This window comes from Klebsiella sp. GW_Kp182, from assembly GCF_040062275.1.
Taxonomy (GTDB): Bacteria; Pseudomonadota; Gammaproteobacteria; order Enterobacterales; family Enterobacteriaceae; genus Klebsiella; species Klebsiella michiganensis.
In genome coordinates, this window is the sequence record NZ_JBEAFQ010000052.1 from 21,079 (window position 1) to 40,443 (window position 19,365).

21 protein-coding genes are annotated in these 19,365 nt (G+C 57.7%); 11 read left to right on the forward strand and 10 right to left on the reverse strand.

What is annotated here, in order from left to right; genetic code table 11:
* Nucleotides 1-90: 90 nt before the first annotated feature.
* The gene (locus ABLU88_RS22315) at nt 91-288 is read left to right on the forward strand and encodes a hypothetical protein (protein WP_122117060.1); all 198 of its coding nucleotides are present in this window, start codon (nt 91-93) and stop codon (nt 286-288) included.
* A gap of 120 nt (nt 289-408) precedes the next feature.
* On the opposite strand, the gene ABLU88_RS22320 is transcribed toward ABLU88_RS22315, so the two are convergent.
* Together ABLU88_RS22320 and ABLU88_RS22325 are read right to left on the reverse strand one after the other, a co-directional pair.
* Nucleotides 409-573 (reverse strand): hypothetical protein, encoded by a 165-nt coding sequence (locus ABLU88_RS22320; protein WP_004850538.1) that lies wholly within the window; start codon nt 571-573, stop codon nt 409-411.
* A 21-nt stretch (nt 574-594) separates the two neighbouring features.
* Nucleotides 595-837, reverse strand: a complete 243-nt coding sequence (locus ABLU88_RS22325) for a DinI family protein (RefSeq protein WP_004101739.1) — start codon at nt 835-837, stop codon at nt 595-597.
* 225 nt (nt 838-1,062) lie between these two features.
* Here ABLU88_RS22325 and cybB point away from each other — a divergent pair, with 225 nt between their 5' ends.
* From cybB to ABLU88_RS22340, 3 genes are all read left to right on the forward strand, one after another.
* The gene (gene cybB, locus ABLU88_RS22330) at nt 1,063-1,590 is read left to right on the forward strand and encodes a cytochrome b561 (protein ID WP_048263584.1); all 528 of its coding nucleotides are present in this window, start codon (nt 1,063-1,065) and stop codon (nt 1,588-1,590) included.
* A 169-nt stretch (nt 1,591-1,759) separates the two neighbouring features.
* On the forward strand, nt 1,760-2,035 hold the full coding sequence (locus ABLU88_RS22335; protein WP_004101746.1) for a metal/formaldehyde-sensitive transcriptional repressor: 276 nt from the start codon (nt 1,760-1,762) through the stop codon (nt 2,033-2,035).
* Between the two features lie 22 nt (nt 2,036-2,057).
* On the forward strand, nt 2,058-3,176 hold the full coding sequence (locus ABLU88_RS22340) for an S-(hydroxymethyl)glutathione dehydrogenase/class III alcohol dehydrogenase (protein WP_014229209.1): 1,119 nt from the start codon (nt 2,058-2,060) through the stop codon (nt 3,174-3,176).
* A gap of 52 nt (nt 3,177-3,228) precedes the next feature.
* Here ABLU88_RS22340 and ABLU88_RS22345 read toward each other — a convergent pair whose 3' ends face one another.
* The 5 genes from ABLU88_RS22345 to pcaH all read right to left on the reverse strand — a co-directional run bounded on the left by ABLU88_RS22345 (nt 3,229) and on the right by pcaH (nt 8,787).
* On the reverse strand, nt 3,229-3,504 hold the full coding sequence (locus ABLU88_RS22345; RefSeq protein WP_025107907.1) for a hypothetical protein: 276 nt from the start codon (nt 3,502-3,504) through the stop codon (nt 3,229-3,231).
* Nucleotides 3,505-3,668: 164 nt separating this feature from the next.
* Nucleotides 3,669-6,041 carry a membrane-bound PQQ-dependent dehydrogenase, glucose/quinate/shikimate family gene (locus ABLU88_RS22350; protein ID WP_348837998.1) on the reverse strand — a complete coding sequence of 791 codons (2,373 nt, stop codon included), beginning with the start codon at nt 6,039-6,041 and terminating at the stop codon, nt 3,669-3,671.
* 292 nt (nt 6,042-6,333) lie between these two features.
* Nucleotides 6,334-7,257 (reverse strand): LysR substrate-binding domain-containing protein, encoded by a 924-nt coding sequence (locus ABLU88_RS22355; protein ID WP_004850547.1) that lies wholly within the window; start codon nt 7,255-7,257, stop codon nt 6,334-6,336.
* 172 nt (nt 7,258-7,429) lie between these two features.
* The gene (pcaG, locus tag ABLU88_RS22360; RefSeq protein WP_004850549.1) at nt 7,430-8,050 is read right to left on the reverse strand and encodes a protocatechuate 3,4-dioxygenase subunit alpha; all 621 of its coding nucleotides are present in this window, start codon (nt 8,048-8,050) and stop codon (nt 7,430-7,432) included.
* Nucleotides 8,047-8,787 carry a protocatechuate 3,4-dioxygenase subunit beta gene (gene pcaH, locus ABLU88_RS22365; RefSeq protein WP_032749246.1) on the reverse strand — a complete coding sequence of 247 codons (741 nt, stop codon included), beginning with the start codon at nt 8,785-8,787 and terminating at the stop codon, nt 8,047-8,049. The genes pcaG and pcaH overlap by 4 nt, the downstream gene beginning before the upstream one ends.
* Before the next feature lie 239 nt (nt 8,788-9,026).
* On the opposite strand from pcaH, the gene ABLU88_RS22370 reads away from it, so the two are divergent.
* The 3 genes from ABLU88_RS22370 to ycaC all read left to right on the forward strand — a co-directional run bounded on the left by ABLU88_RS22370 (nt 9,027) and on the right by ycaC (nt 12,718).
* Nucleotides 9,027-10,370, forward strand: coding sequence for a VOC family protein (locus ABLU88_RS22370; RefSeq protein ID WP_048263586.1), 1,344 nt, complete (start codon nt 9,027-9,029; stop codon nt 10,368-10,370).
* A 42-nt stretch (nt 10,371-10,412) separates the two neighbouring features.
* On the forward strand, nt 10,413-11,921 hold the full coding sequence (locus tag ABLU88_RS22375) for a carboxylesterase/lipase family protein (protein WP_048263587.1): 1,509 nt from the start codon (nt 10,413-10,415) through the stop codon (nt 11,919-11,921).
* 173 nt (nt 11,922-12,094) lie between these two features.
* Nucleotides 12,095-12,718: an isochorismate family cysteine hydrolase YcaC gene (ycaC, locus tag ABLU88_RS22380; RefSeq protein ID WP_004850558.1), complete on the forward strand. Its 624-nt coding sequence runs from the start codon at nt 12,095-12,097 to the stop codon at nt 12,716-12,718.
* Here the strand turns inward: ycaC and ABLU88_RS22385 are convergent.
* The gene (locus tag ABLU88_RS22385; RefSeq protein WP_348838002.1) at nt 12,696-12,845 is read right to left on the reverse strand and encodes a hypothetical protein; all 150 of its coding nucleotides are present in this window, start codon (nt 12,843-12,845) and stop codon (nt 12,696-12,698) included. The genes ycaC and ABLU88_RS22385 overlap by 23 nt on opposite strands.
* 122 nt (nt 12,846-12,967) lie before the next feature.
* Here ABLU88_RS22385 and ABLU88_RS22390 point away from each other — a divergent pair, with 122 nt between their 5' ends.
* Nucleotides 12,968-14,623 (forward strand): glucan biosynthesis protein, encoded by a 1,656-nt coding sequence (locus ABLU88_RS22390; RefSeq protein WP_004850560.1) that lies wholly within the window; start codon nt 12,968-12,970, stop codon nt 14,621-14,623.
* Nucleotides 14,624-14,698: 75 nt separating this feature from the next.
* Nucleotides 14,699-15,283: a 50S ribosomal protein L7/L12-serine acetyltransferase gene (gene rimL / locus ABLU88_RS22395; protein ID WP_004850562.1), complete on the forward strand. Its 585-nt coding sequence runs from the start codon at nt 14,699-14,701 to the stop codon at nt 15,281-15,283.
* A gap of 81 nt (nt 15,284-15,364) precedes the next feature.
* Here the strand turns inward: rimL and ydcK are convergent, their stop codons facing one another.
* Nucleotides 15,365-16,345: a YdcK family protein gene (ydcK, locus tag ABLU88_RS22400; RefSeq protein ID WP_025107903.1), complete on the reverse strand. Its 981-nt coding sequence runs from the start codon at nt 16,343-16,345 to the stop codon at nt 15,365-15,367.
* Nucleotides 16,346-16,455: 110 nt separating this feature from the next.
* Between ydcK and tehA the strand changes: the two genes are divergently transcribed.
* Nucleotides 16,456-17,454, forward strand: a complete 999-nt coding sequence (gene tehA, locus ABLU88_RS22405) for a dicarboxylate transporter/tellurite-resistance protein TehA (RefSeq protein WP_046877284.1) — start codon at nt 16,456-16,458, stop codon at nt 17,452-17,454.
* A gap of 2 nt (nt 17,455-17,456) precedes the next feature.
* On the forward strand, nt 17,457-18,053 hold the full coding sequence (tehB, locus tag ABLU88_RS22410; RefSeq protein ID WP_014229216.1) for a tellurite resistance methyltransferase TehB: 597 nt from the start codon (nt 17,457-17,459) through the stop codon (nt 18,051-18,053).
* Here tehB and pepT read toward each other — a convergent pair.
* Nucleotides 18,050-19,279, reverse strand: a complete 1,230-nt coding sequence (gene pepT, locus ABLU88_RS22415) for a peptidase T (RefSeq protein ID WP_025107901.1) — start codon at nt 19,277-19,279, stop codon at nt 18,050-18,052. The two genes, tehB and pepT, sit on opposite strands and share 4 nt — an antisense overlap.
* Nucleotides 19,280-19,365 lie beyond the last annotated feature (86 nt).

The following is a 19,365-nucleotide window of genomic DNA, read 5'->3' on the forward strand; positions in this document are numbered from 1 at the left end:
CGATTCCGCGGGTATCAACCCCCGTGGAGGCCCGGGTTGCAGTCGCTGATGCGGCTGCTAAACTTTTTTCGGGCATAACGGAGCGGAACGATGAAGAACAAAGAAGAGCAAACGGGGCTGATTGGTCTTGCCATTGGCGCGGCGGTTATTGGCCTGGTCTCTGGCCAGAGGCCAATCAACCGGGAAAGCATTGTTGAAGAACTGGTGAGGCTGGGCAGACAGAAGGGGGATGGCGTCGAGGACGAGATTTTTATGCAGGCGGCAACGCTGGTGCGCAAGGGGGTATGATCCCGCCGGTAGAAGAAGCCCGGGTAGGCGAAAACCCGGGATTAAACGGGGAGGAAGGTCATCATAAGATACGCTATCACAATGCATATCAGCGCCATGTACCAGACAAAACTCATTCTGTTACCCGCCCTGTAGCGCCATGCCGGTCACCGCGTTAACCACGGTCGCGGCCATCAAAACGCCGCCGACGATAGCGCAGGCACGGTTTTTCCGGGTCGCCCCCAACGTCAACATCACCACCGCTGCGGCAAAGAGGGGGATGGCTATTATGCTGAAAGTGTTCATCGTTTCCTCAACACTCGTCCGTTAATCTTCCTGCATCCACATATCGGCTTCTTCGAACATCTCCTGCACGGCGCGGCTGATCTGCTCCTTCTCGTGCTTGCTGGCGTCAGTATTGATGGAGGCCAGGGTCATCATCGGCTTAACGCGGACGTCGGCATCGGGAAAAATGCGATGCACTCGCTTCGTCAGTTCATTAAGAATGATCTCTTTAGCGCCGGCCAATCCCTCGAAATTTCTTTTGTCATAAATCAGCTCTACGAACATTTTTTATCCCGTTTATGGTAATAGCAGGGAGTATTGTACTGTGATTATATACAGCGTCAAGGCCGAGGTATACGTTCCCCGTATTCCTGCGCCGGGGATAACTCGCCGCTTTTGCATTAAATGCGTGAAACCGACAATTGTTTTTTTATAAGTACGTAAAAGTTAATGAATTTTTAATAAAAGGTGTTTATGTTGGCGATATCACCGTTTTATTAAGGGTTTCTCATGCGCGATAAATATTCTGGCCTGCAAATTGGCATCCACTGGCTGGTGTTTCTTTTAGTGATAGGCGCTTACGCGGCGATGGAGCTGCGGGGCTTTTTCCCCCGCAGCGCTCGACCCGCCATCAATATGATTCACGTCTCCTGCGGGATTTCTATTTTTGTTCTGATGGTGGTGCGCCTGTTGGTGCGTCTCAAATCCCCGGCGCCGCCAATTGTGCCTAAGCCGTCGCCGATGATGACCGGCTTCGCTCATCTGGGGCATCTGGTTATCTATCTGCTGTTTATCGCGCTGCCGGCCATCGGCATGGTCATGATGTACTACCGCGGTAACCCGTGGTTCGCGTTTGGCCTGACCATGCCGCACGCGGCGGAAAGCAACTTTGAGCTGGTGGATACCCTGAAAGCGTGGCACGAGCTGCTGGCCAATACCGGCTACTTTATCATTGGCCTGCACGCGCTGGCGGCGCTGTTGCACCACTACTTCTGGAAAGATAACACGCTGCTGAGGATGATGCCTCGCAGGCGTTAAACCTCGATAAACCCGCTTCGGCGGGTTTTTTTGTCTCATTCTTCGGGGGCCTCAACTTCCGCTAAGCGCAAATTCTCGCCGCTATGCTACGGTTAAAGCGGCGAAGCCATTTGCCTCATGGCAACAATAAATATAGTATACCCCCCTATATGATATGGAGGGCGTCACCATGCCACATTCACCTGAAGATAAAAAGCGTGCCCTCAGTCGGGTAAGGCGCATCCGTGGCCAGGTTGAAGCGCTCGAGCGGGCGCTGGAATCCGGCGAACCCTGTATGACCATTCTGCAACAAATCGCCTCAATTCGCGGCGCCGCCAACGGCCTGATGGGAGAGATGGTTGAAATTCATCTGCAGGATGAACTGGTCAGCGGCGAAACGACGCCAGACCAGCGCGCCGCCAGAATGGCGGAAGTCGGGCATCTGCTACGGTCCTATTTAAAATAAAATCACCACGAGGAAGAGAGATATGAAATCACGTGCAGCCGTCGCGTTTGGCCCAGGCCAGCCGCTTTCAATCGTTGAGATTGACGTCGCGCCGCCGAAAAAAGGCGAAGTGCTGGTCAAAATCACCCATACCGGCGTATGCCACACCGATGCCTTTACCCTCTCAGGCGACGATCCGGAAGGCGTTTTCCCGGCGGTACTGGGCCATGAAGGCGGCGGGATTGTCGTCGAAGTGGGGGAAGGCGTGACCAGCCTGCAGCCGGGCGACCACGTTATTCCTCTGTATACCGCCGAATGCCGCGAGTGTAAGTTCTGTAAATCCGGCAAAACTAACCTCTGCCAGGCGGTGCGCGCCACTCAGGGTAAAGGCCTGATGCCGGACGGCACCACCCGTTTCTCCTATAACGGTGAACCGATTTATCACTATATGGGGACCAGCACCTTCAGCGAATACACCGTAGTGGCCGAAATTTCGCTGGCAAAAGTGAACCCGCAGGCGCCGCTGGATAAAGTCTGCCTGCTGGGCTGCGGCGTCACTACCGGCATCGGCGCGGTGCACAATACGGCGAAAGTAAAAGAGGGCGATACCGTCGCCGTCTTCGGCCTCGGCGGGATCGGCCTGGCGGTGATCCAGGGCGCGGTACAGGCGAAAGCCGGGCGCATTCTGGCGGTGGATACCAACCCGGAAAAATTCACCCTCGCGAAAGAGATGGGCGCGACCGACTTTATCAACCCGAATGATTACGATAAGCCGGTGCAGGATGTGATTGTTGAACTCACCGACGGCGGCGTCGACTTTAGCTTCGAGTGTATCGGTAACGTCAACGTGATGCGCGCGGCGCTGGAGTGCTGCCACAAAGGTTGGGGCGAAAGCGTCATCATCGGCGTTGCCGGCGCGGGCCAGGAGATTAAAACCCGCCCATTCCAGCTGGTCACCGGGCGCGTCTGGCGCGGCTCCGCGTTCGGCGGCGTGAAAGGGCGTACCCAGCTGCCGGGAATGGTTGAAGAGGCGATGGCGGGGAAAATTCGCCTCGATCCGTTTATTACCCACCGTATGCCGCTGGATCAAATCAACGAAGCGTTTGATCTGATGCATGAAGGTAAATCCATTCGTACCGTCATTCATTTCGGCGAGAATTGATTTTCCTGGTGAAAAATAACCCGGGCATGCCCGGGTTATCGTTTAAGAGGGATTACTCCCGCCGCAGGTTTTCATAACCATTCTGCCATCGCCGCTGTTCCCGCCGCTCCCGTTCACGCTGAATATCCGATTTCTCATCTTCCCAGACCGCGCAGTGCGGGCCGCTGAACACCTCGCAGGGTTGTGGGCTGGCGGTGAGCGGAGACGCCGCTTTCTCTTCCCAAATCGTCGGATCGCGCAGGTCCACTTCCGGGGCTTTTAACGCCTGAGCCGAGGCGGCGGCTAACATAAAGGTGCCTGCGAGCAGGCGGCAGGGTGAACTTTTCATCCATTATCCTTGTTCAGTTGTTATTATTGATAACCATTCGCAATAGTAACATAGCTGAATGAAAATGGCTTGCTTAGGGGGGCTGAAGATGATTTTGCTTTCGCGCCAGCCGCCACCGGGCGGTTCCCGGGCCGCAAAAAGGGCCCCGTTTGGGGCCCTGGCGGTTACTTCTGCTGCGGAAGCGCGTAGGCGATAATATAATCGCCGCGGTCCGGCGACTGGCGAGCGCCGCCCGCGTTGATGATGATGTACTGCTTGCCGGTTTTCGGCGATACGTAGGTCATCGGGCCGGACTGACTGCCGACCGGCAGACGCGATTTCCAGATCTCTTTCCCGTTGGCGGTATCAAACGCGCGCAGGTAGAAGTCCTGGGTGCCCGCGAAGAACAGCAGGCCGGACTGGGTTGATAACGAGGCGCCCAGCGTCGGCATACCGATAGGGATTGGCATATGCATGCGGATCCCCAGCGGGCCGGTGTCCTCAACGGTGCCCACCGGAACCTGCCACACCAGTTTGCCGGTTTTCAAATCAACCGCTGACATAGTGCCGAACGGTGGTTTCTGGCACGGAATGCCCAGCGGCGACAGGAAACGTTCGCGCATGGCGCCGAACGGCGTGCCCTCCATCGGCACAATCCCCATTTCGATACCGCTGGCGTCCTTCGCCACTTTGGCGCGCGGTACCATATAGTTGGCGAGGCCAAGGCGCATATCATTGACGAACATCAGGCTGTTGTTCGGGTCAACCGACACGCTGCCCCAGTTCATCCCGCCCAGCGAGCCGGGATACTGCAGCGAACGATCCTCGCCCGGCGGGGTGAAGACGCCCTGGTGACGCATCTCTTTAAACTGGATGCGGCACAGCAGCAGGTCGACAGGCGTCGCGCCCCACATATCCGACTCGGTCAGCGTCTCGTTGCCGATCATTGGCATGCCGACGGAGTAGGGCTGGGTCGGCGAGTAGCGCTCGCCCTTGACGTTGCCCGCCGGGACTGGACGTTCCTCAACCTTGGCGACCGGTTCACCGGTGGCGCGGTTCAGCATAAAGATCATGCCCTGCTTGCTGGTTTGCACCAGCACCGGCGTGGTGCCGCCTTTACCGTCAGGCAGATCGTACAACAGCGGCTGGGAAGGCAGGTCGAAATCCCAGAGATCGTGATGGGTGGTCTGATAATGCCAGCGTACCTGGCCGGTCGTGGCGTCAACGGCCACGATGGAGGAACTGTATTTATCGTCCAGCGCGGTACGTTCGCCGCCAAAGAAGTCCGGCGTCGCGTTACCGGTTGGCAGATAAATCAGATTCAGCTTCGCGTCATAGGACATGGCCGACCAGACGTTCGGCGTACCGCGGGTGTAGGTCTGTCCTGCCGGCGGTTCGCCGGTCAGGTTCGGGTTGCCCGGATCCCATGCCCACGCCAGTTTGCCGGTATGAACATCATAGGCGCGAACGACGCCCGGGGGCTCGCCGGTGGAGAAGTTATCCGCCACGCGACCGCCAACCACGACCACGTTACCCGCCACCAGCGGCGTGGAGGTCTGCTGGTAGTAACCCGCTTTGATTTCCCCCATGCCAACGCTCAGGTCCACAATACCGTGGTCGCCGAAGGCGTCGCACAGTTTACCGTTATCGGCATCAATAGCGATCAGACGGGCGTCGGTGGTTGGCAGGAACAGGCGGCGGGAGCAGGCGGCCGGGTGCGCGTCGGCGGCAGGGGAAACCTGGGCCTGGCTCTCTTCGTAATAGCCTAAGCCGCGGCAGCGCTGCCAGTTCGGCGCGGTAGCTTTTGAATCATAGCGCCATTTCTCTTTACCGCTATCGACATCCAGCGCCAGCACCTTGCTGTAGGGCGTACAGACGTAAAGCGTATCGCCAATTTGCAGCGGCGTATTCTGGTCTTCCGCGCCGGAGCCGTTGCTCTGCGGGATATCCCCGGTGTGGGCGACCCAGGCAACCTGCAGCTGGTCAACGTTCTGTTTGTTAATCTGGTCGAGGGCGGCGAAACGGTCGCCGTGGGTGGTGTTGCCCCAGTGCGCCCAGTTTTTCTGCTGCTCGCCCGCGGCGACCGGTTTAACCGGCACCGCCTCGCTGGCGCTGACCAGCGGCTGGGATTTAAACATCCAGCCGAAACTAACCAACAGTACCACCGCCAGCACCGCTGCCAGGCCAAACGACGGCCCTTTTTTCGCCGGCTGCCGGGACAGATACGGCCAGACCAGCGCGGCAAGGAAGGCCAGTACGCCGAGCGCGAACAGGCGCGAGAACAGCGGCCAGTAGGTCCAGCCGGCATCGCTAATGGCCCAGACGATCGAGGCGATAAACGCTATCGCGTACAGTATGATACCGCCGCGACGGCTGCGGAAAATGAGCACCGCGGCGATAACCATCACCAGGCCCATAATCGCAAAATAGAAGGTCCCGCCAACGGAGGCGAGCTTTGCACCAAGAATACCGATAGCCAGGCCGATGATCAGCATCAGCCCGGCGAGAAGCCACTGCAGGACCCGGGGGAATCCTCGCGGCGCGTTGCCAGTTGCCATTTTTTCTCCTTAACCACCCCTGAACAGGCGTGAACCAGATGAATCAATTTCTCAAGTGAAGGCTTTTGAATGAAGCGATGTTGACCTTCATAAAAGCAGGTTTTTTACTGTTATTGATTTCGAGTGAACCATTTGGTGAAATCGTGGCTATGATAGATCTGTTAAAGAAATTTACGCAATTGTTAATGAATGATTTCGCACTAATTGATTATTGTGGTGAATATGGTGGGTGCGAAAAGGAAATCAGGCGGTCAGATCTCCCCGACGCGGATAACGGTCGGGGAGAGGGCGATCAGACGGGCATCGATTTACGAATGGCGCTCAGCAGGGTTTGTGTTCCCGCGGTGAGCGTGGCGTCCACCCGGGTGAGAATACCTATCGGTTCGCCCGCGCCCTGGGTGGGCACCGGCAGCGCGGCCAGCAGCCCACGGCGCAGGTCGTCTTTGACCGCACCGGAGGGGACAAACCAGACGTAGTCGTAATCGACGGTGAGCTGGCGCGACAGGGAAGCCGACAGCGTCTCGATGCAGCCAGACGGAATTTTGCAGCCCTGGCTTTGCAGCAGGGTTTCGGCGTTCTGTCGCGGCAGCGTACCTTTGGGCGAAACCACCACCGGCCACTCCATGACCCGACTCAGCGTAACCGTTTCCTGCAGCAGCGGATGCCCCGGACGAACCACCAGCTTCAGGGATTCGAGAAACAGCAGTTCATAGTTCAACCCGCTCATCAACTCCGGATCGGACATCCGTCCGATACCGATATCGATTTCTCCCGATTTTAGTCCGGCCAGCAGCATGGTGTTATTCATGGTCGCCACCTGCAGGGTGATATCTTTTTGCTGCTGATGGAACTGGCCGATCACCGAGGGCAGGATCCCCAGTGCGGCGGTGGGGAGCGCCCCGATGCGCACGATATCGCTGTTGAGGCCTTCTTTACGGTTTAGCGCCTGTCCCGCGGTATTGAGCGCGTCGAGCACTTTAACCGCGTGGGTGAGAAACTGTTCGCCGACCAGCGTGAGCTGCGCGCCGAGGCGTCCACGCTCAAACAGCCGGGTACCGGTCAGCTGCTCCAGTTCGTTTAGCGTTTTGGATAAGGCCGGTTGACTCAGATTTAAGGTTTCAGCCGCGCGCCCAAGAGTTCCCTGTTGAGCGACGGCCACGAAAGTATGTAGATGGCGCAAGCGAATGCGCTGACTGAAAAGACCATTTTTTTGCATAATCAATGTTAAAAACAGAGGCGTCCCAGTGACAAGTAAGGGCGATTAAAATTGTTAACTTCATAGCAAAATATTATTAACATTTTATATTATTATTTTACAAGTTGATTTTATTGAGTTTGCCATATAGCGTCGCCCCTGACCGGCAGGGGCGGAAAAAGGAAGAAAAAACTCAGATATCGAAGAAGACGGTTTCGTTTTCGCCCTGCAGGTGAATATCGAAGCGATACACGATCTCCGCGCCGCGAACCTCGCGCTGCGCGATGAGGGTCTGGCGACGCACTTCCCACTCAATCAGATTCAGCACCGGGTCGACCTGGTTGGCATCCTGCTCGTCGGAAAAGTACATCCGCGTGTTGAGGCCAATATTAATCCCGCGGGCGACCACCCACAGATTGACGTGCGGCGCCATGGTGCGCCCGTCGCGACCTACCACGGCCCCGGGTTTAATGGTTTCGAAGCGCCAGACGCCGCTGGTGAAGTCCGAGCAGCTGCGTCCCCAGCCGCGAAACGCCGCATCCAGCTTCTTGCCCTGCTGTCGGTCGTCGGGATGGTTATAGCGCCCGGCGGCGTTGGCCTGCCAGATTTCCAGTAGCACATCGCGCACCGGCGTGCCGGAGCCATCGATGACTCTGCCTTCGATAGTAATACGTTCGCCCTCGGTGTCTGCTGTTGTCAGCGTCGGGCCAAAATTTTTCTCAAAGATATGGAAACCGGCGGCGTCCGGCGCGAGGCCGATATGCACATAAGGGCCAGCGGTTTGTGACGCGGTTTCAGGTAAATAATCTTTCATCGGGCGGCCCCCTGCGTGCGGTTTTCAAACAGCGTTGCGCGATGGCCGCGCAGCACGAGATCAAAACGGTAAGCCAGAGAGTCCAGCGGTACGGCGGCATGGGTATCCAGCTCGGCGATTAATGTCCTGATGGCATCATCGTTATTGATGGTTTTGACAATAGGACACTGTTTAATCAGCGGATCGCCTTCGAAATACATCTGCGTGATCAGGCGCTGTGCCCAGGCGTCGCCGGAGAGCGAAAAGTGAATATGCGCCGGACGCCAGTCGCTTACCTGGTTGCGCCACGGATAGGGGCCGGGCTTGATGGTGCGGAAACAATAGTAGCCGTTTTCGTCGGTCAGCACCCGTCCGCAGCCGCCAAAGTTCGGGTCGATAGGCGCCAGATATTGATCTTTCTTATGCCGGTAGCGTCCGCCCGCGTTGGCCTGCCAGACTTCGACCAGCGTATTTTTCATTGGTCGGCCAAATCCATCGCGAACGTAGCCGTGGACGATTATCCTTTCGCCAATCGGCAGGCCGTCTTTGGCGTAGTTGAGGATCAGGTCGTTATCGAGCGCGCCGAGATCGTCGCTGCTGAACACCGGTCCGGTGATTTCAGAAAGGGAATTCTGCAGGGAAATGAGCGCATTGCGCGGCGAGCGCAGCACGCTGGTTTTATAGCCCGGGGCGTAAGCGGGAGGATGGCTGCTGTAGTCGCGGTGCAGGACCTCGCGCGGTGACCATTTTTCGTTCATGAGGGTACTCCATATTATCGGTAGAGAGGCATGTTGTTGTAATGTCGCCACTCGCAGTGTGTGTAAATGTTTTGTTAATTTAAAGTGAAATTAAAGGGTGTTTAACATAACCGGCGGTTATGAAGTGAGCGGGTGAAAATAAACCGGCCAGCTACCGGCATCACAGTTTGTAAATTCTTCCCGCCGTCTGCAGAGAGCTTTCCTACACTCCAGGGAGAATTCACTGGAGGTAAGACATCATGGCGAACACCATCACGGCTGATGAGATTCGGGAAAGCTTTTCGCAGGCGATGTCGGCGATGTACCAGCAGGAAGTTCCGCAGTACGGGACGCTACTGGAGCTGGTGGCCGACGTTAACCTGGCCATACTGGAGAATAACCCGACGCTGCACGAACAACTGGCCAACGCCGATGAACTGGCGCGGCTGAACGTTGAACGCCACGGCGCGATCCGCGTCGGTACGGCGGAGGAACTGGCGACCTTGCGTCGCATGTTTGCCATTATGGGAATGTATCCCGTCAGCTATTACGATCTGTCGCAGGCCGGCGTACCGGTTCACTCCACCGCGTTTCGCCCCATTGATGACGCCGCGCTGGCGCGCAATCCGTTTCGCGTTTTTACCTCGCTTCTGCGACTTGAACTTATCGCCAATGAAGCTTTGCGTCAGCGGGCGGCGGATATCCTTTCCCGACGCGATATCTTCACGTCGCGCTGTCGTGAACTGATCGCGTTACATGAACAGAAAGGGGAGTTTACCGCCGCAGAGGCGCGCGAGTTTGTGCAACAGGCGCTGGAAACCTTTCGCTGGCATCGACACGCCACCGTCGATGAGGAAACCTATCACGCGCTGCATGAAGAGCACCGGCTGATTGCCGATGTGGTCTGTTTCCCCGGCTGCCACATTAATCATCTGACGCCGCGCACCCTGGATATTGACCGGGTGCAGGCGTTAATGCCCGAGTGCGGTATCGCGCCAAAAGCGTTGATAGAAGGGCCGCCGCGCCGCGATGTGCCCATTTTACTGCGCCAGACCAGCTTTAAGGCCCTTGAGGAGCCGGTGATGTTTGCCGGAGAGCATAGAGGCACGCATACGGCTCGCTTTGGCGAAATCGAGCAGCGCGGTATCGCCTTAACGCCGAAGGGCCGCGCCCTGTACGACCGACTGCTTGGCGAGGCGGGGGTAGGCAAAGATAATCTCACCCATCAGCGTCATCTGCAGGAGGTGTTTAGCCCGTTCCCGGACAGCGAATTCCTGCTGCGTCAGCAGGGGCTGGCGTACTTTCGCTATCGCCTGACGCCCGCCGGCGAAGCGCACCGTCAGGCGTTTCGTCCGGGTGACGATCCGCAGCCGCTGATTGAACGCGGCTGGGTCATCGCACAACCGATTATTTATGAAGACTTTTTGCCGGTCAGCGCCGCCGGGATTTTTCAGTCTAACCTGGGCAACGAGATACAGACCCGCAGCCACGGCAACGCCAGCCGCCAGGCCTTTGAGGAGGCGCTGGGCTGTCCGGTTTATGATGAGTTTGCCCTTTATCAACAGGCGGAAGAGCGCAGTAAACGACGTTGCGGTCTGCTGTAAAATCAGTACTCTGCTGGCATGAGTCGTTAAAGGAAGCAGGTCATGCAGAATCCGTCTACCCCGCTGGTGAAAACCCGGCAGGGCACCCTATCCGGCACCGCTGAAGAGAACATGCATATCTGGCGCGGTATACCCTATGCCGCGCCGCCCGTCGGCGATCTCCGCTGGCGCGCGCCGCAGCCTGCCGCCCGCTGGCAGGGCGTGCGCAGGGCGGAGAATTTCTCGGCCTCCAGCTGGCAGGATATTGAGTACTGTCGTGAGCTCGGCGGCGGCGATCCCGGCCGCTTTTCCGAGGATTGCCTGTACCTTAACGTCTGGTCACCCGCTTCGCGCGCGCAGCCGCTGCCGGTGATGGTCTGGCTACACGGCGGCGGCTATACCATCGGCGCGGGAAGCTTACCGCCCTATGACGGTAAAGCCTTAGCCTCCCGTGACGTGGTGGTAGTCACGGTTAACTACCGGCTGGGGCATCTGGGCTTTTTTGCCCATCCGGCGCTGGAGAAAGAAGAGGGGGAGCGCATCTATAATTTCGCGCTGCTCGATCAGATCGCCGCCCTGCAGTGGGTTCAGGAGAACATTCATGCCTTCGGCGGCGATGCGGCCAACGTGACGCTGTTCGGCGAGTCCGCCGGGGCGCGCAGCGTGCTGTCGCTCATGGTTTCGCCAAAATCCAGAGGGCTGTTCCATAAGGCGATTATTCAGAGCGGCTATACCTTGCCGGATCTGCCGCGGGAAAAGGCGCTGGCCAAAGGGCAGCTCATCGCGGAGCACTTCTCTTTACCGCAGGCCAGCGCCGAACAGCTGCGGGCGATTCCGGCGGACGCGTTCTGGTCGCTGACCGCGCCGCTTACCATCGGCCCGGCGCCCATTGTTGGCGATGCCGTACTGCCGCAGCCGATGCTGGAGACTTTTTTTAGCGGGCGTCAGCACCCGCTGCCGGTGATGATCGGCTCGAACAGCGATGAGGCCAGCGTCATGGCGGTGTTTGGCGTCGATATCGCCGGGCAGATCCAGAAGCTTCGCCGCGAACGCCGTTTTGGTCTCGGTTTGATTAAGCTGCTCTATCCCGGCGTCAAGGGCGATGAGGCATTAGGGCGTGAAGTCTGCCGCGATATGGCCTTTACCACCCTGGGTTACGTGGTGATGCAGGCGCAGCAGCGGGTAGGGCAACCGTGCTGGCGATACTGGTTTGACTACGTTGCCGAGGCGGAACACCAAACCTATCCGCACGGCGCGTGGCACGGTAATGAAGTGGCGTACGTTTTTGACAATCTCGACCTTGCCGAGCCGGTACGACAGTATGCGAACGAGCGCGACCGGACCTTTGCCGCCCGGGTTGCCGACTATTGGGCTAGCTTTGCCCGTGTAGCGGGTAACGGCTGCCACGAGCTCTCCGGGCCGGTGCGCTGGCCCGCCAGCGTGCGCGGACGGGACCGTCTGTTGCGTATCGGTTTGCACAAGCGGGCCGGTTTTAAAGTGGAAAACCGTTTTATGCGCGCGCGTCTGGCGCTGTTTCGGCGGGTGATGAAGCACCATGTGACGCTGGATTAACGCTGTCCGGAAGATCTCCGTTTGCCGCGGTACGTTCTGCAAATGGAACAATGCGTCCCACTTTAGGCGGCTAATCCTCAGCCAGCGATTACACTAAGATCGGCTCTGTTAACCCTGCATCCGCAGAACCTGCGTTCTGACGGAAGATCTGACGTTAAAATGAGGAAGAAACCATGGCCAAACCGTATGTTCGTCTGGATAAAAGTGATGCCGCCGTGCTGCTGGTCGATCACCAGACCGGATTACTCTCTCTGGTACGCGATATCGATCCCGATAAATTCAAGAACAACGTCCTTGCCCTTGGCGACCTGGCGAAGTACTTCGGTCTGCCGACTATCTTAACCACCAGCTTTGAGAACGGCCCCAATGGCCCGCTGGTGCCGGAGCTGAAAGCGCAATTCCCCGATGCGCCCTATATCGCGCGCCCGGGTAATATTAACGCCTGGGATAACGAAGATTTTGTTAAAGCAGTCAAAGCGACGGGCAAAAAGCAGCTGATTATTGCCGGGGTGGTGACGGAAGTTTGCGTGGCCTTTCCGGCGCTTTCGGCCATTGAAGAGGGGTTTGAGGTGTTTGTGGTGACCGACGCTTCCGGTACCTTTAACCCGATTACCCGCGATGCCGCCTGGGATCGTATGTCGCAGGCCGGGGTACAGCTGATGTCGTGGTTTGGCGTTGCCTGTGAACTACACCGCGACTGGCGTAATGATATCGAAGGGCTGGGAACGCTGTTCTCCAACCATATTCCGGATTATCGCAACCTGATGACCAGTTTTAATCTTCTGCAGCAAAAATAATCGCCTGCGCGGCCAGCGTTCGTCTGGCCGCTTCCTGATTCAGCATGAAGCGCCGCCGGTTGGCGAAATCATCGCCGCCCCCGGATATCGGTGATTCGGTCTGGTCCGGTGGACATATTTTTTTCACGCATTTCTGCCGTCAACAATTGGATTATCAATCATTTTTGTCTAGAGTGAGCGACATTCACGACGCATGGGTTTGTTACGTCGCGTCTCAATTCACATATGAAGAAGGATGCTCTCTCAGGCATGAACCGCAGACGTTTTCTCAAATCTTCCATGGCTGTTGCCGCCGTATGCGGAACGTCAGGAGTTGCCTCTCTATTCTCGAAAGCGGCCTTCGCCGAGGACTCGGGAATTGCCGACGGCCAGACCCGTCGCTTTGACTATTCCGTACTTCAGTCGATGGCCCACGATCTTGCGCGTCAGCCCTGGGGCGGCGCGCCGCGCGATCTGCCGCCAACCCTGGCAAACCTGACCCCGCAGGCCTACAACAGCATTCAGTATGATGCTGCGCACTCCCTGTGGAGTAATATCGAAGAGCGCAAGCTGGATATTCAGTTCTTCCACGTCGGGATGGGGTTCCGCCGCCGCGTACGGATGTTCTCCCTGGATTCACAAACCCAGCAGGCGCGGGAAATTCACTTCCGTCCCGAGCTGTTTAAATATAATGACGCCGGCGTCGACACCAAACAGCTGGAAGGCCAGAGCGATCTCGGCTTTGCCGGGTTCCGCGTATTTAAGGCGCCGGAGCTGGCGCGCCGCGATATCGTCGCCTTCCTCGGCGCGAGCTACTTCCGCGCGGTAGACAGCACTTACCAGTACGGTCTTTCCGCCCGCGGCCTGGCGATCGATACCTTTACCGATACGCCGGAAGAGTTCCCGGACTTCACCTCTTTCTGGTTTGAGACCGTTAAACCGGGGGCGACGGTCTTTACCGTCTATGCGCTGCTCGACAGCCCAAGCGTCACCGGCGCCTATAAGTTCGTGGTGAACTGTCAGGAGACGCAGGTGATTATGGATGTGGAAAACCACATCTACGCGCGTAAAGACATCAAACAGCTGGGCATCGCGCCGATGACCAGTATGTTCAGCTGCGGCAATAACGAACGGCGGATGTGCGACACTATCCATCCGCAGATCCACGACTCCGACCGCCTGTCGATGTGGCTGGGCAACGGCGAGTGGGTATGCCGCCCGCTGAACAACCCGCAAAAGCTGCAGTTCAACGCTTTCCAGGATAAAAATCCGCGCGGTTTTGGCCTGCTGCAGCTGGATCGCGACTTCTCCCACTATCAGGACATCATGGGCTGGTACAACAAGCGCCCGAGCCTGTGGGTGGAGCCGCGCAACCAGTGGGGTAAAGGGGCCGTCAACCTGATGGAGATCCCGACGACCGGTGAAACGCTGGACAATATCGTTTGCTTCTGGCAGCCCGAGAAGCCGGTTAAAGCAGGGGATGAGCTGGACTTCCGCTATCGACTCTACTGGAGCGCGCAGCCGCCGGTCCGTTCGCCGCTGGCGCGGGTATTGGCCACGCGCACCGGAATGGGCGGTTTCCCTGAAGGCTGGGCGCCGGGTGAGCACTACCCGGATAAATGGACCCGTCGTTTTGCTATCGATTTTGTCGGCGGCGACCTGAAGGCCGCGGCGCCAAGAGGCATTGAGCCGGTGATTACCCTGTCGAGCGGCGAAGCGAAGCAGATAGAAATTCTCTACGTGGAACCGTTTGATGGCTATCGCATCCAGTTTGACTGGTACCCGACCTCGGATTCGACCGACCCGGTCGAAATGCGCATGTTCCTGCGCTGCCAGGGGGAAGCGATCAGCGAAACCTGGCTCTATCAGTACTTCCCGCCAGCGCCAGACAAGCGTAACTATGTTGACGATCGGGTAATGAAATAATTGCCCTTTATTCCGCCCGTTAAGGTAACTTAGCGGGCGTTTGTTTTTTAATCAGACTATTAATCAGAGTCCATTATGACTGACGAAAACGCGCCTGCGAGAGAAACTATCCCCGTCACCGAGTCGCTTTCTCTGCGCGCTGTGGATGAAAGCCACGTCGCTGAGCTGCATCAGCTGGTGATCAAGAACCAGCGCTGGCTCCAGCAATCGCTGAGCTGGCCCGCTGACGTCAGTCACGAAGACGAAACCCGCCGCCACGTGCAGGGCAACGTGATGCTGCACCAGCGCGGTTACGCCAAAATGTTTTTGCTCTTTCTGCGCGAAGAGATCGTCGGCGTGCTGTCGTTTAACCAGATTGAGCCGATCAATAAGACCGCATACATCGGCTACTGGATAGATGAAAGCCACCAGGGGCAGGGGCTGCTTTCTCAGGCGCTGCAGGCGCTGATGGACGCTTTTGCCCGCAGCGGGACGGTTCGCCGCTTCGTGATTAAATGTCGGGTAGCAAACCAGAGAAGCAATCAGGTCGCCCTGCGTAACGGTTTCACCCTCGAAGGGTGCCTGAAGCAGGCCGAGTATCTGAACGGTTCGTACGATGACCAGAATATCTACGGGCGCATTATTGATTGTGACACCGGGCAATTCCCGGCTCGCGGCTGACTACGGGCCGCGCTGAGATGTAGCCCGGGGAACAGCGCGCAGGGGCCTGAAGCTGATAAACCACGCGGTCGGGAGCAAAGGTTATAGAAAGCCGACAATGGGCGTGCGGGTAAAAAGTTCGTCGCCGTTTATCACTTTCTCCCCTCTGATAGAAATGGCGTCGCCCGCGCTGGCTTCAATTCGCGCCCTGTCGCCGATCGTCACCTGATGTTCAATCACCACATCGCCGCAAATCACCGCATGCCCTTCAATTAACACGCTATCGTCCAGCAGAATCGGCCCGCCGCGCAGGTGCGCATGCCCGCCGACCATCACCCGATGCTTCAGCAGGCAGTTGCCTTCGACCACCGCGTGCTCCGCCACCTGCGAGCTGTAGCGCAGGGTGGGGATGGCGTCCTCTTCCCGCCCGGCGATAATCCTCGCGTGGCCATAAACTCGCGCGTTATCGCAGACCCAGACGTCGTTTTCGTCGTTACCCTCCAGCCGCGCGCAATCGAAGATTTCCGCCCGATGCTCAACAAACGCGTGTTCGACAAACGCGTCGCCGTAAACTTGCGCCTGGTGAACGATGCGCGAAGCGCTGACCGTTGCCCGCTGATAAATGCGCAGGATTTTGTCGCTGTCGGCGGTCAGACCCTGGGCGGCGATAATAAGCGAGTGGGGGAGGATCTGCGCATTGTCGGCCAGGTGACAATAACCCCGAATCTGCGAATGCGAAACGGTGACGTTGTCACTTATTCGCGCGCAGTGGCTTGCCTGCACGCTGTCCAGTCGCGCGTTATCGCTGACGATGGCGCCATGGCTGATAATGCACTCGCCGGTTAAGCGGGCATTGCCCTCGATTTTCGCACCGGCAAACACCGCGCTATTCGGGTCATAAATCCAGCACTCGCCTTCGTGGCTCAGGGCTGCTTCATTGTCCAGCCAGCCGCCTTCATCGCCGCGCTTCACGTCAGCGAAATCGCGTAAGGCGACAATTTGCCGCAGATTGACGCTATGTTTGTTTCCGTCGGCGTCATAGTGAAACTGGCGAACCTTCTCGCTGAGGTAATATTTGCGCATCTGCCTTTCTCATTACGTATGGTTAACATAAACATAGCAAAAAACGCCGTAGCGCGTTTTTGAAGGTTCCTTTAGAATGCAACTTAAGATAAATTGAAAATTTAAACAAAATGAATAAAAAGCTGGGCACAAGCCGGGTGCTGAATCTCCCGGCGGGCTATTTTGGTATGGTTCTGGGCATTATCGGCATGGGCTTCGCCTGGCGCTACGCCAGCACGATCTGGCCGGTGAGCCGGATCGTCGGCGACGGTCTGGTGGTCACGGCGACGGTCATCTGGGCGCTGCTGGCGCTGGCGTTTATCAGCCGGGCGGTCCGTTTCCCGCACAGCGTACTGCAGGAGATGCGCCATCCGGTGGCCAGCAGTTTTGTCAGCCTGTTTCCGGCGACGACCATGCTGGTGGCCATCGGCTTTGTTCCCTGGCTGCGGCCGCTCTCGCTGGTGTTATTCGCGATTGGCGTAGTGCTGCAGCTAAGCTATGCGGCCTGGCAGAGCGCCGGGCTATGGCGGGGGAAGCATCCCAATGAGGCGACCACCCCGGGTCTCTATCTGCCGACGGTGGCGAATAACTTTATCAGCGCCATGGCCTGCGGCGCGCTGGGCTTTACCGACGCCGGTCTGGTGTTTCTTGGCGCCGGCTTATTCTCCTGGCTTAGCCTTGAACCGGTGATTCTGCAGCGCCTGCGCAGCGACGGCGAACTGCCGATGGCCATGCGCACCGCCCTCGGCATTCAGCTGGCGCCGGCGCTGGTGGCGTGCAGCGCCTGGCTGAGCGTGAACGGCGGCGAGGCGGATACCTTCGCTAAGCTGCTGTTCGGCTATGGTCTGCTGCAGCTGCTGTTTATGCTGCGCCTGATGCCGTGGTACCTGCGCCAGCCGTTTAACGCCTCGTTCTGGAGCTTCTCGTTCGGCATCTCCGCGCTGGCGACCACCGGCCTGCATCTCGGTCATCAGCATCCGGACGGCTTTTTCCATACTCTCGCGCTCCCGCTGTTTCTCTTCACCAATCTGATCGTCGGGCTGCTGCTGATTCGTACCTTCCTGCTGCTGATGCGCGGTAAACTGCTGATTCGCGTTGAGCGCGACACATTATTAAAAAATAAGGATTAACCATGACGCTTCGTGACGAAAATTACTTCACCGATAAATACGGGATGACCCGCACCCACTCTGAGGTGCTGCACGCCGCCACCCTGATCGCGCCGGGCAAGGCGCTGGATCTGGGCTGCGGCAACGGGCGCAATAGCCTCTACCTCGCGGCCAACGGGTTTGATGTCACCGCGTGGGATAAAAATCCGGCCAGCATCGGAAATCTTGAGCGCATTCGTCAGGCGGAAGGGCTGGAGAATCTGCGGACGGCGATTAAGGACCTTAACGCCCTCAGCTTTGACGGCGAGTATGACTTTATTCTTTCGACCGTGGTGATGATGTTCCTCGACGCGAAGACCATCCCGGGTCTGATTGCTAACATGCAGCGCTGCACCAGACCCGGCGGCTACAATCTGATTGTTGCGGCTATGGATACCGACGATTATCCGTGCAGCGTCGGCTTCCCGTTCGCGTTTAAACCGGGAGAGCTGCGCAATAATTATGAAGGCTGGACGTTGCTCAAATATAACGAAGACGTCGGTGAACTCCACCGCACCGACGCCAGCGGGAACCGGATTAAGCTGCGTTTCGCCACGATGCTGGCGCGCAAACCGGCTTAACGCGCCGCTAACAGGCAGAGCTGTAACGCGGTCTGATAAGAGGCCTCAAAGGCGCGCAGCGGCAGAAACTCAAATTTCGAGTGGAAGTTGTGCGCGCCGGTAAAGAAGTTGGGCGTTAATACGCCTTTTGCCGACAGGGCCGCGCCGTCGGTGCCGCCGCGCATCGGCGTCGGTTTCGGCGTAATGCCTAAGCTTTCCATCGCTTCGAACATCAGATCAACGGCGCGGCGGTCTTCGCCGATGGCATTGCTGATGTTGCTATAGGTATCGCTGATGTGAAATTCCACCTTTCCGGTCGGATACTGCGCGGCGATTTTCTGCGCCACCTCGCTAATTTGCTGCTTACGGCGATGAAAACTTTCGAGGTCGAAATCGCGAATGCTGGCCTGCAGCAGGGTGCTGTTCTGATCGCCCTGGATACCGTTGAACCAAACGTAGCCCTCGCGTCCGGCGGTATGCTCCGGCGTTTGCTGGCGATCGAAATGGCTCATGTAATCCGTGGCCATCAGCAGCGGGTTCACCAGCACCCCCTTTGACGACATAGGGTGAGCGGTCACGCCGGTAAAGCGAATCTCCGCCGCGGCGGCGTTAAAGTTCTCATAGACGATTTCGCCGAGCTCGCAGCAGTCGATGGTCCAGGCAAAATCGACGGCAAAGCGCGCGAGATCCAGCGCCTTCGCGCCGCGCAGGCCCACTTCTTCATCCGGCACAAACGCGACCACGATGTCGCCGTGGCGGTGTTCCGCCGTCAGGTTTTCCAGCACCGTCATCACCACCGTAACGGCGGACTTGTTATCCGCCCCGAGCACGCTGGTGCCGTCGCTGAAAATAATCTCTTCATTGGGATAAGCGAGGATTTCCGGATGTTCCGCAACGCGCAGCCAGATATCTTTATCCCTGTTCAAACAGAGATCTTCACCAGTAAAACGCAGAATTTGTGGATGAATATCCGGCGACAAACCGACGTCAACGGTATCGATGTGGGTAATAAAGCCAATCCGCGGCGCGCCTGCGACGTTGCCCTTTTTCACCGCCGTGACGGTGGCGCGCTCGTCAATCACAATCTCATCCAGCCCCAGCAGGCGTAGCTCATCCGCAAGGGCCTGCGCCATCGCGTGTTGCCCGGCGGTGGTAGGCAGCGTCGTGGCTCGCGGGTCGCTTTGGCTGGTTATCGCCAGGTAGCGAAAGAAGCGTTGGGTTAATTGACTGGCCAGGGCTGATGACATAGTGATTCCTTCTTTATTCGAGTTTTCAGGTGTTTGCAATCAGGCTTTAGTGTTATGTATGGAAGGGAAAACAACAAGCTATTCAT

Coding starts and splice junctions, on each gene's coding strand:
- cybB (WP_048263584.1), top strand. CDS start 1,063: ATGCGCGATAAATATTCTGGCCTGCAAATTGGCATCCACTGGCTGGTG.
- ABLU88_RS22345 (WP_025107907.1), bottom strand. CDS start 3,504: ATGAAAAGTTCACCCTGCCGCCTGCTCGCAGGCACCTTTATGTTAGCC.
- ABLU88_RS22315 (WP_122117060.1), top strand. CDS start 91: ATGAAGAACAAAGAAGAGCAAACGGGGCTGATTGGTCTTGCCATTGGC.
- rimL (WP_004850562.1), top strand. CDS start 14,699: ATGACTGACGAAAACGCGCCTGCGAGAGAAACTATCCCCGTCACCGAG.
- tehB (WP_014229216.1), top strand. CDS start 17,457: ATGACGCTTCGTGACGAAAATTACTTCACCGATAAATACGGGATGACC.
- ABLU88_RS22335 (WP_004101746.1), top strand. CDS start 1,760: ATGCCACATTCACCTGAAGATAAAAAGCGTGCCCTCAGTCGGGTAAGG.
- pcaH (WP_032749246.1), bottom strand. CDS start 8,787: ATGAACGAAAAATGGTCACCGCGCGAGGTCCTGCACCGCGACTACAGC.
- ydcK (WP_025107903.1), bottom strand. CDS start 16,345: ATGCGCAAATATTACCTCAGCGAGAAGGTTCGCCAGTTTCACTATGAC.
- ABLU88_RS22375 (WP_048263587.1), top strand. CDS start 10,413: ATGCAGAATCCGTCTACCCCGCTGGTGAAAACCCGGCAGGGCACCCTA.
- ABLU88_RS22355 (WP_004850547.1), bottom strand. CDS start 7,257: ATGCAAAAAAATGGTCTTTTCAGTCAGCGCATTCGCTTGCGCCATCTA.
- ABLU88_RS22320 (WP_004850538.1), bottom strand. CDS start 573: ATGAACACTTTCAGCATAATAGCCATCCCCCTCTTTGCCGCAGCGGTG.
- pcaG (WP_004850549.1), bottom strand. CDS start 8,050: ATGAAAGATTATTTACCTGAAACCGCGTCACAAACCGCTGGCCCTTAT.
- tehA (WP_046877284.1), top strand. CDS start 16,456: ATGAATAAAAAGCTGGGCACAAGCCGGGTGCTGAATCTCCCGGCGGGC.
- ABLU88_RS22325 (WP_004101739.1), bottom strand. CDS start 837: ATGTTCGTAGAGCTGATTTATGACAAAAGAAATTTCGAGGGATTGGCC.
- ycaC (WP_004850558.1), top strand. CDS start 12,095: ATGGCCAAACCGTATGTTCGTCTGGATAAAAGTGATGCCGCCGTGCTG.
- ABLU88_RS22350 (WP_348837998.1), bottom strand. CDS start 6,041: ATGGCAACTGGCAACGCGCCGCGAGGATTCCCCCGGGTCCTGCAGTGG.
- ABLU88_RS22390 (WP_004850560.1), top strand. CDS start 12,968: ATGAACCGCAGACGTTTTCTCAAATCTTCCATGGCTGTTGCCGCCGTA.
- ABLU88_RS22340 (WP_014229209.1), top strand. CDS start 2,058: ATGAAATCACGTGCAGCCGTCGCGTTTGGCCCAGGCCAGCCGCTTTCA.
- ABLU88_RS22370 (WP_048263586.1), top strand. CDS start 9,027: ATGGCGAACACCATCACGGCTGATGAGATTCGGGAAAGCTTTTCGCAG.
- pepT (WP_025107901.1), bottom strand. CDS start 19,279: ATGTCATCAGCCCTGGCCAGTCAATTAACCCAACGCTTCTTTCGCTAC.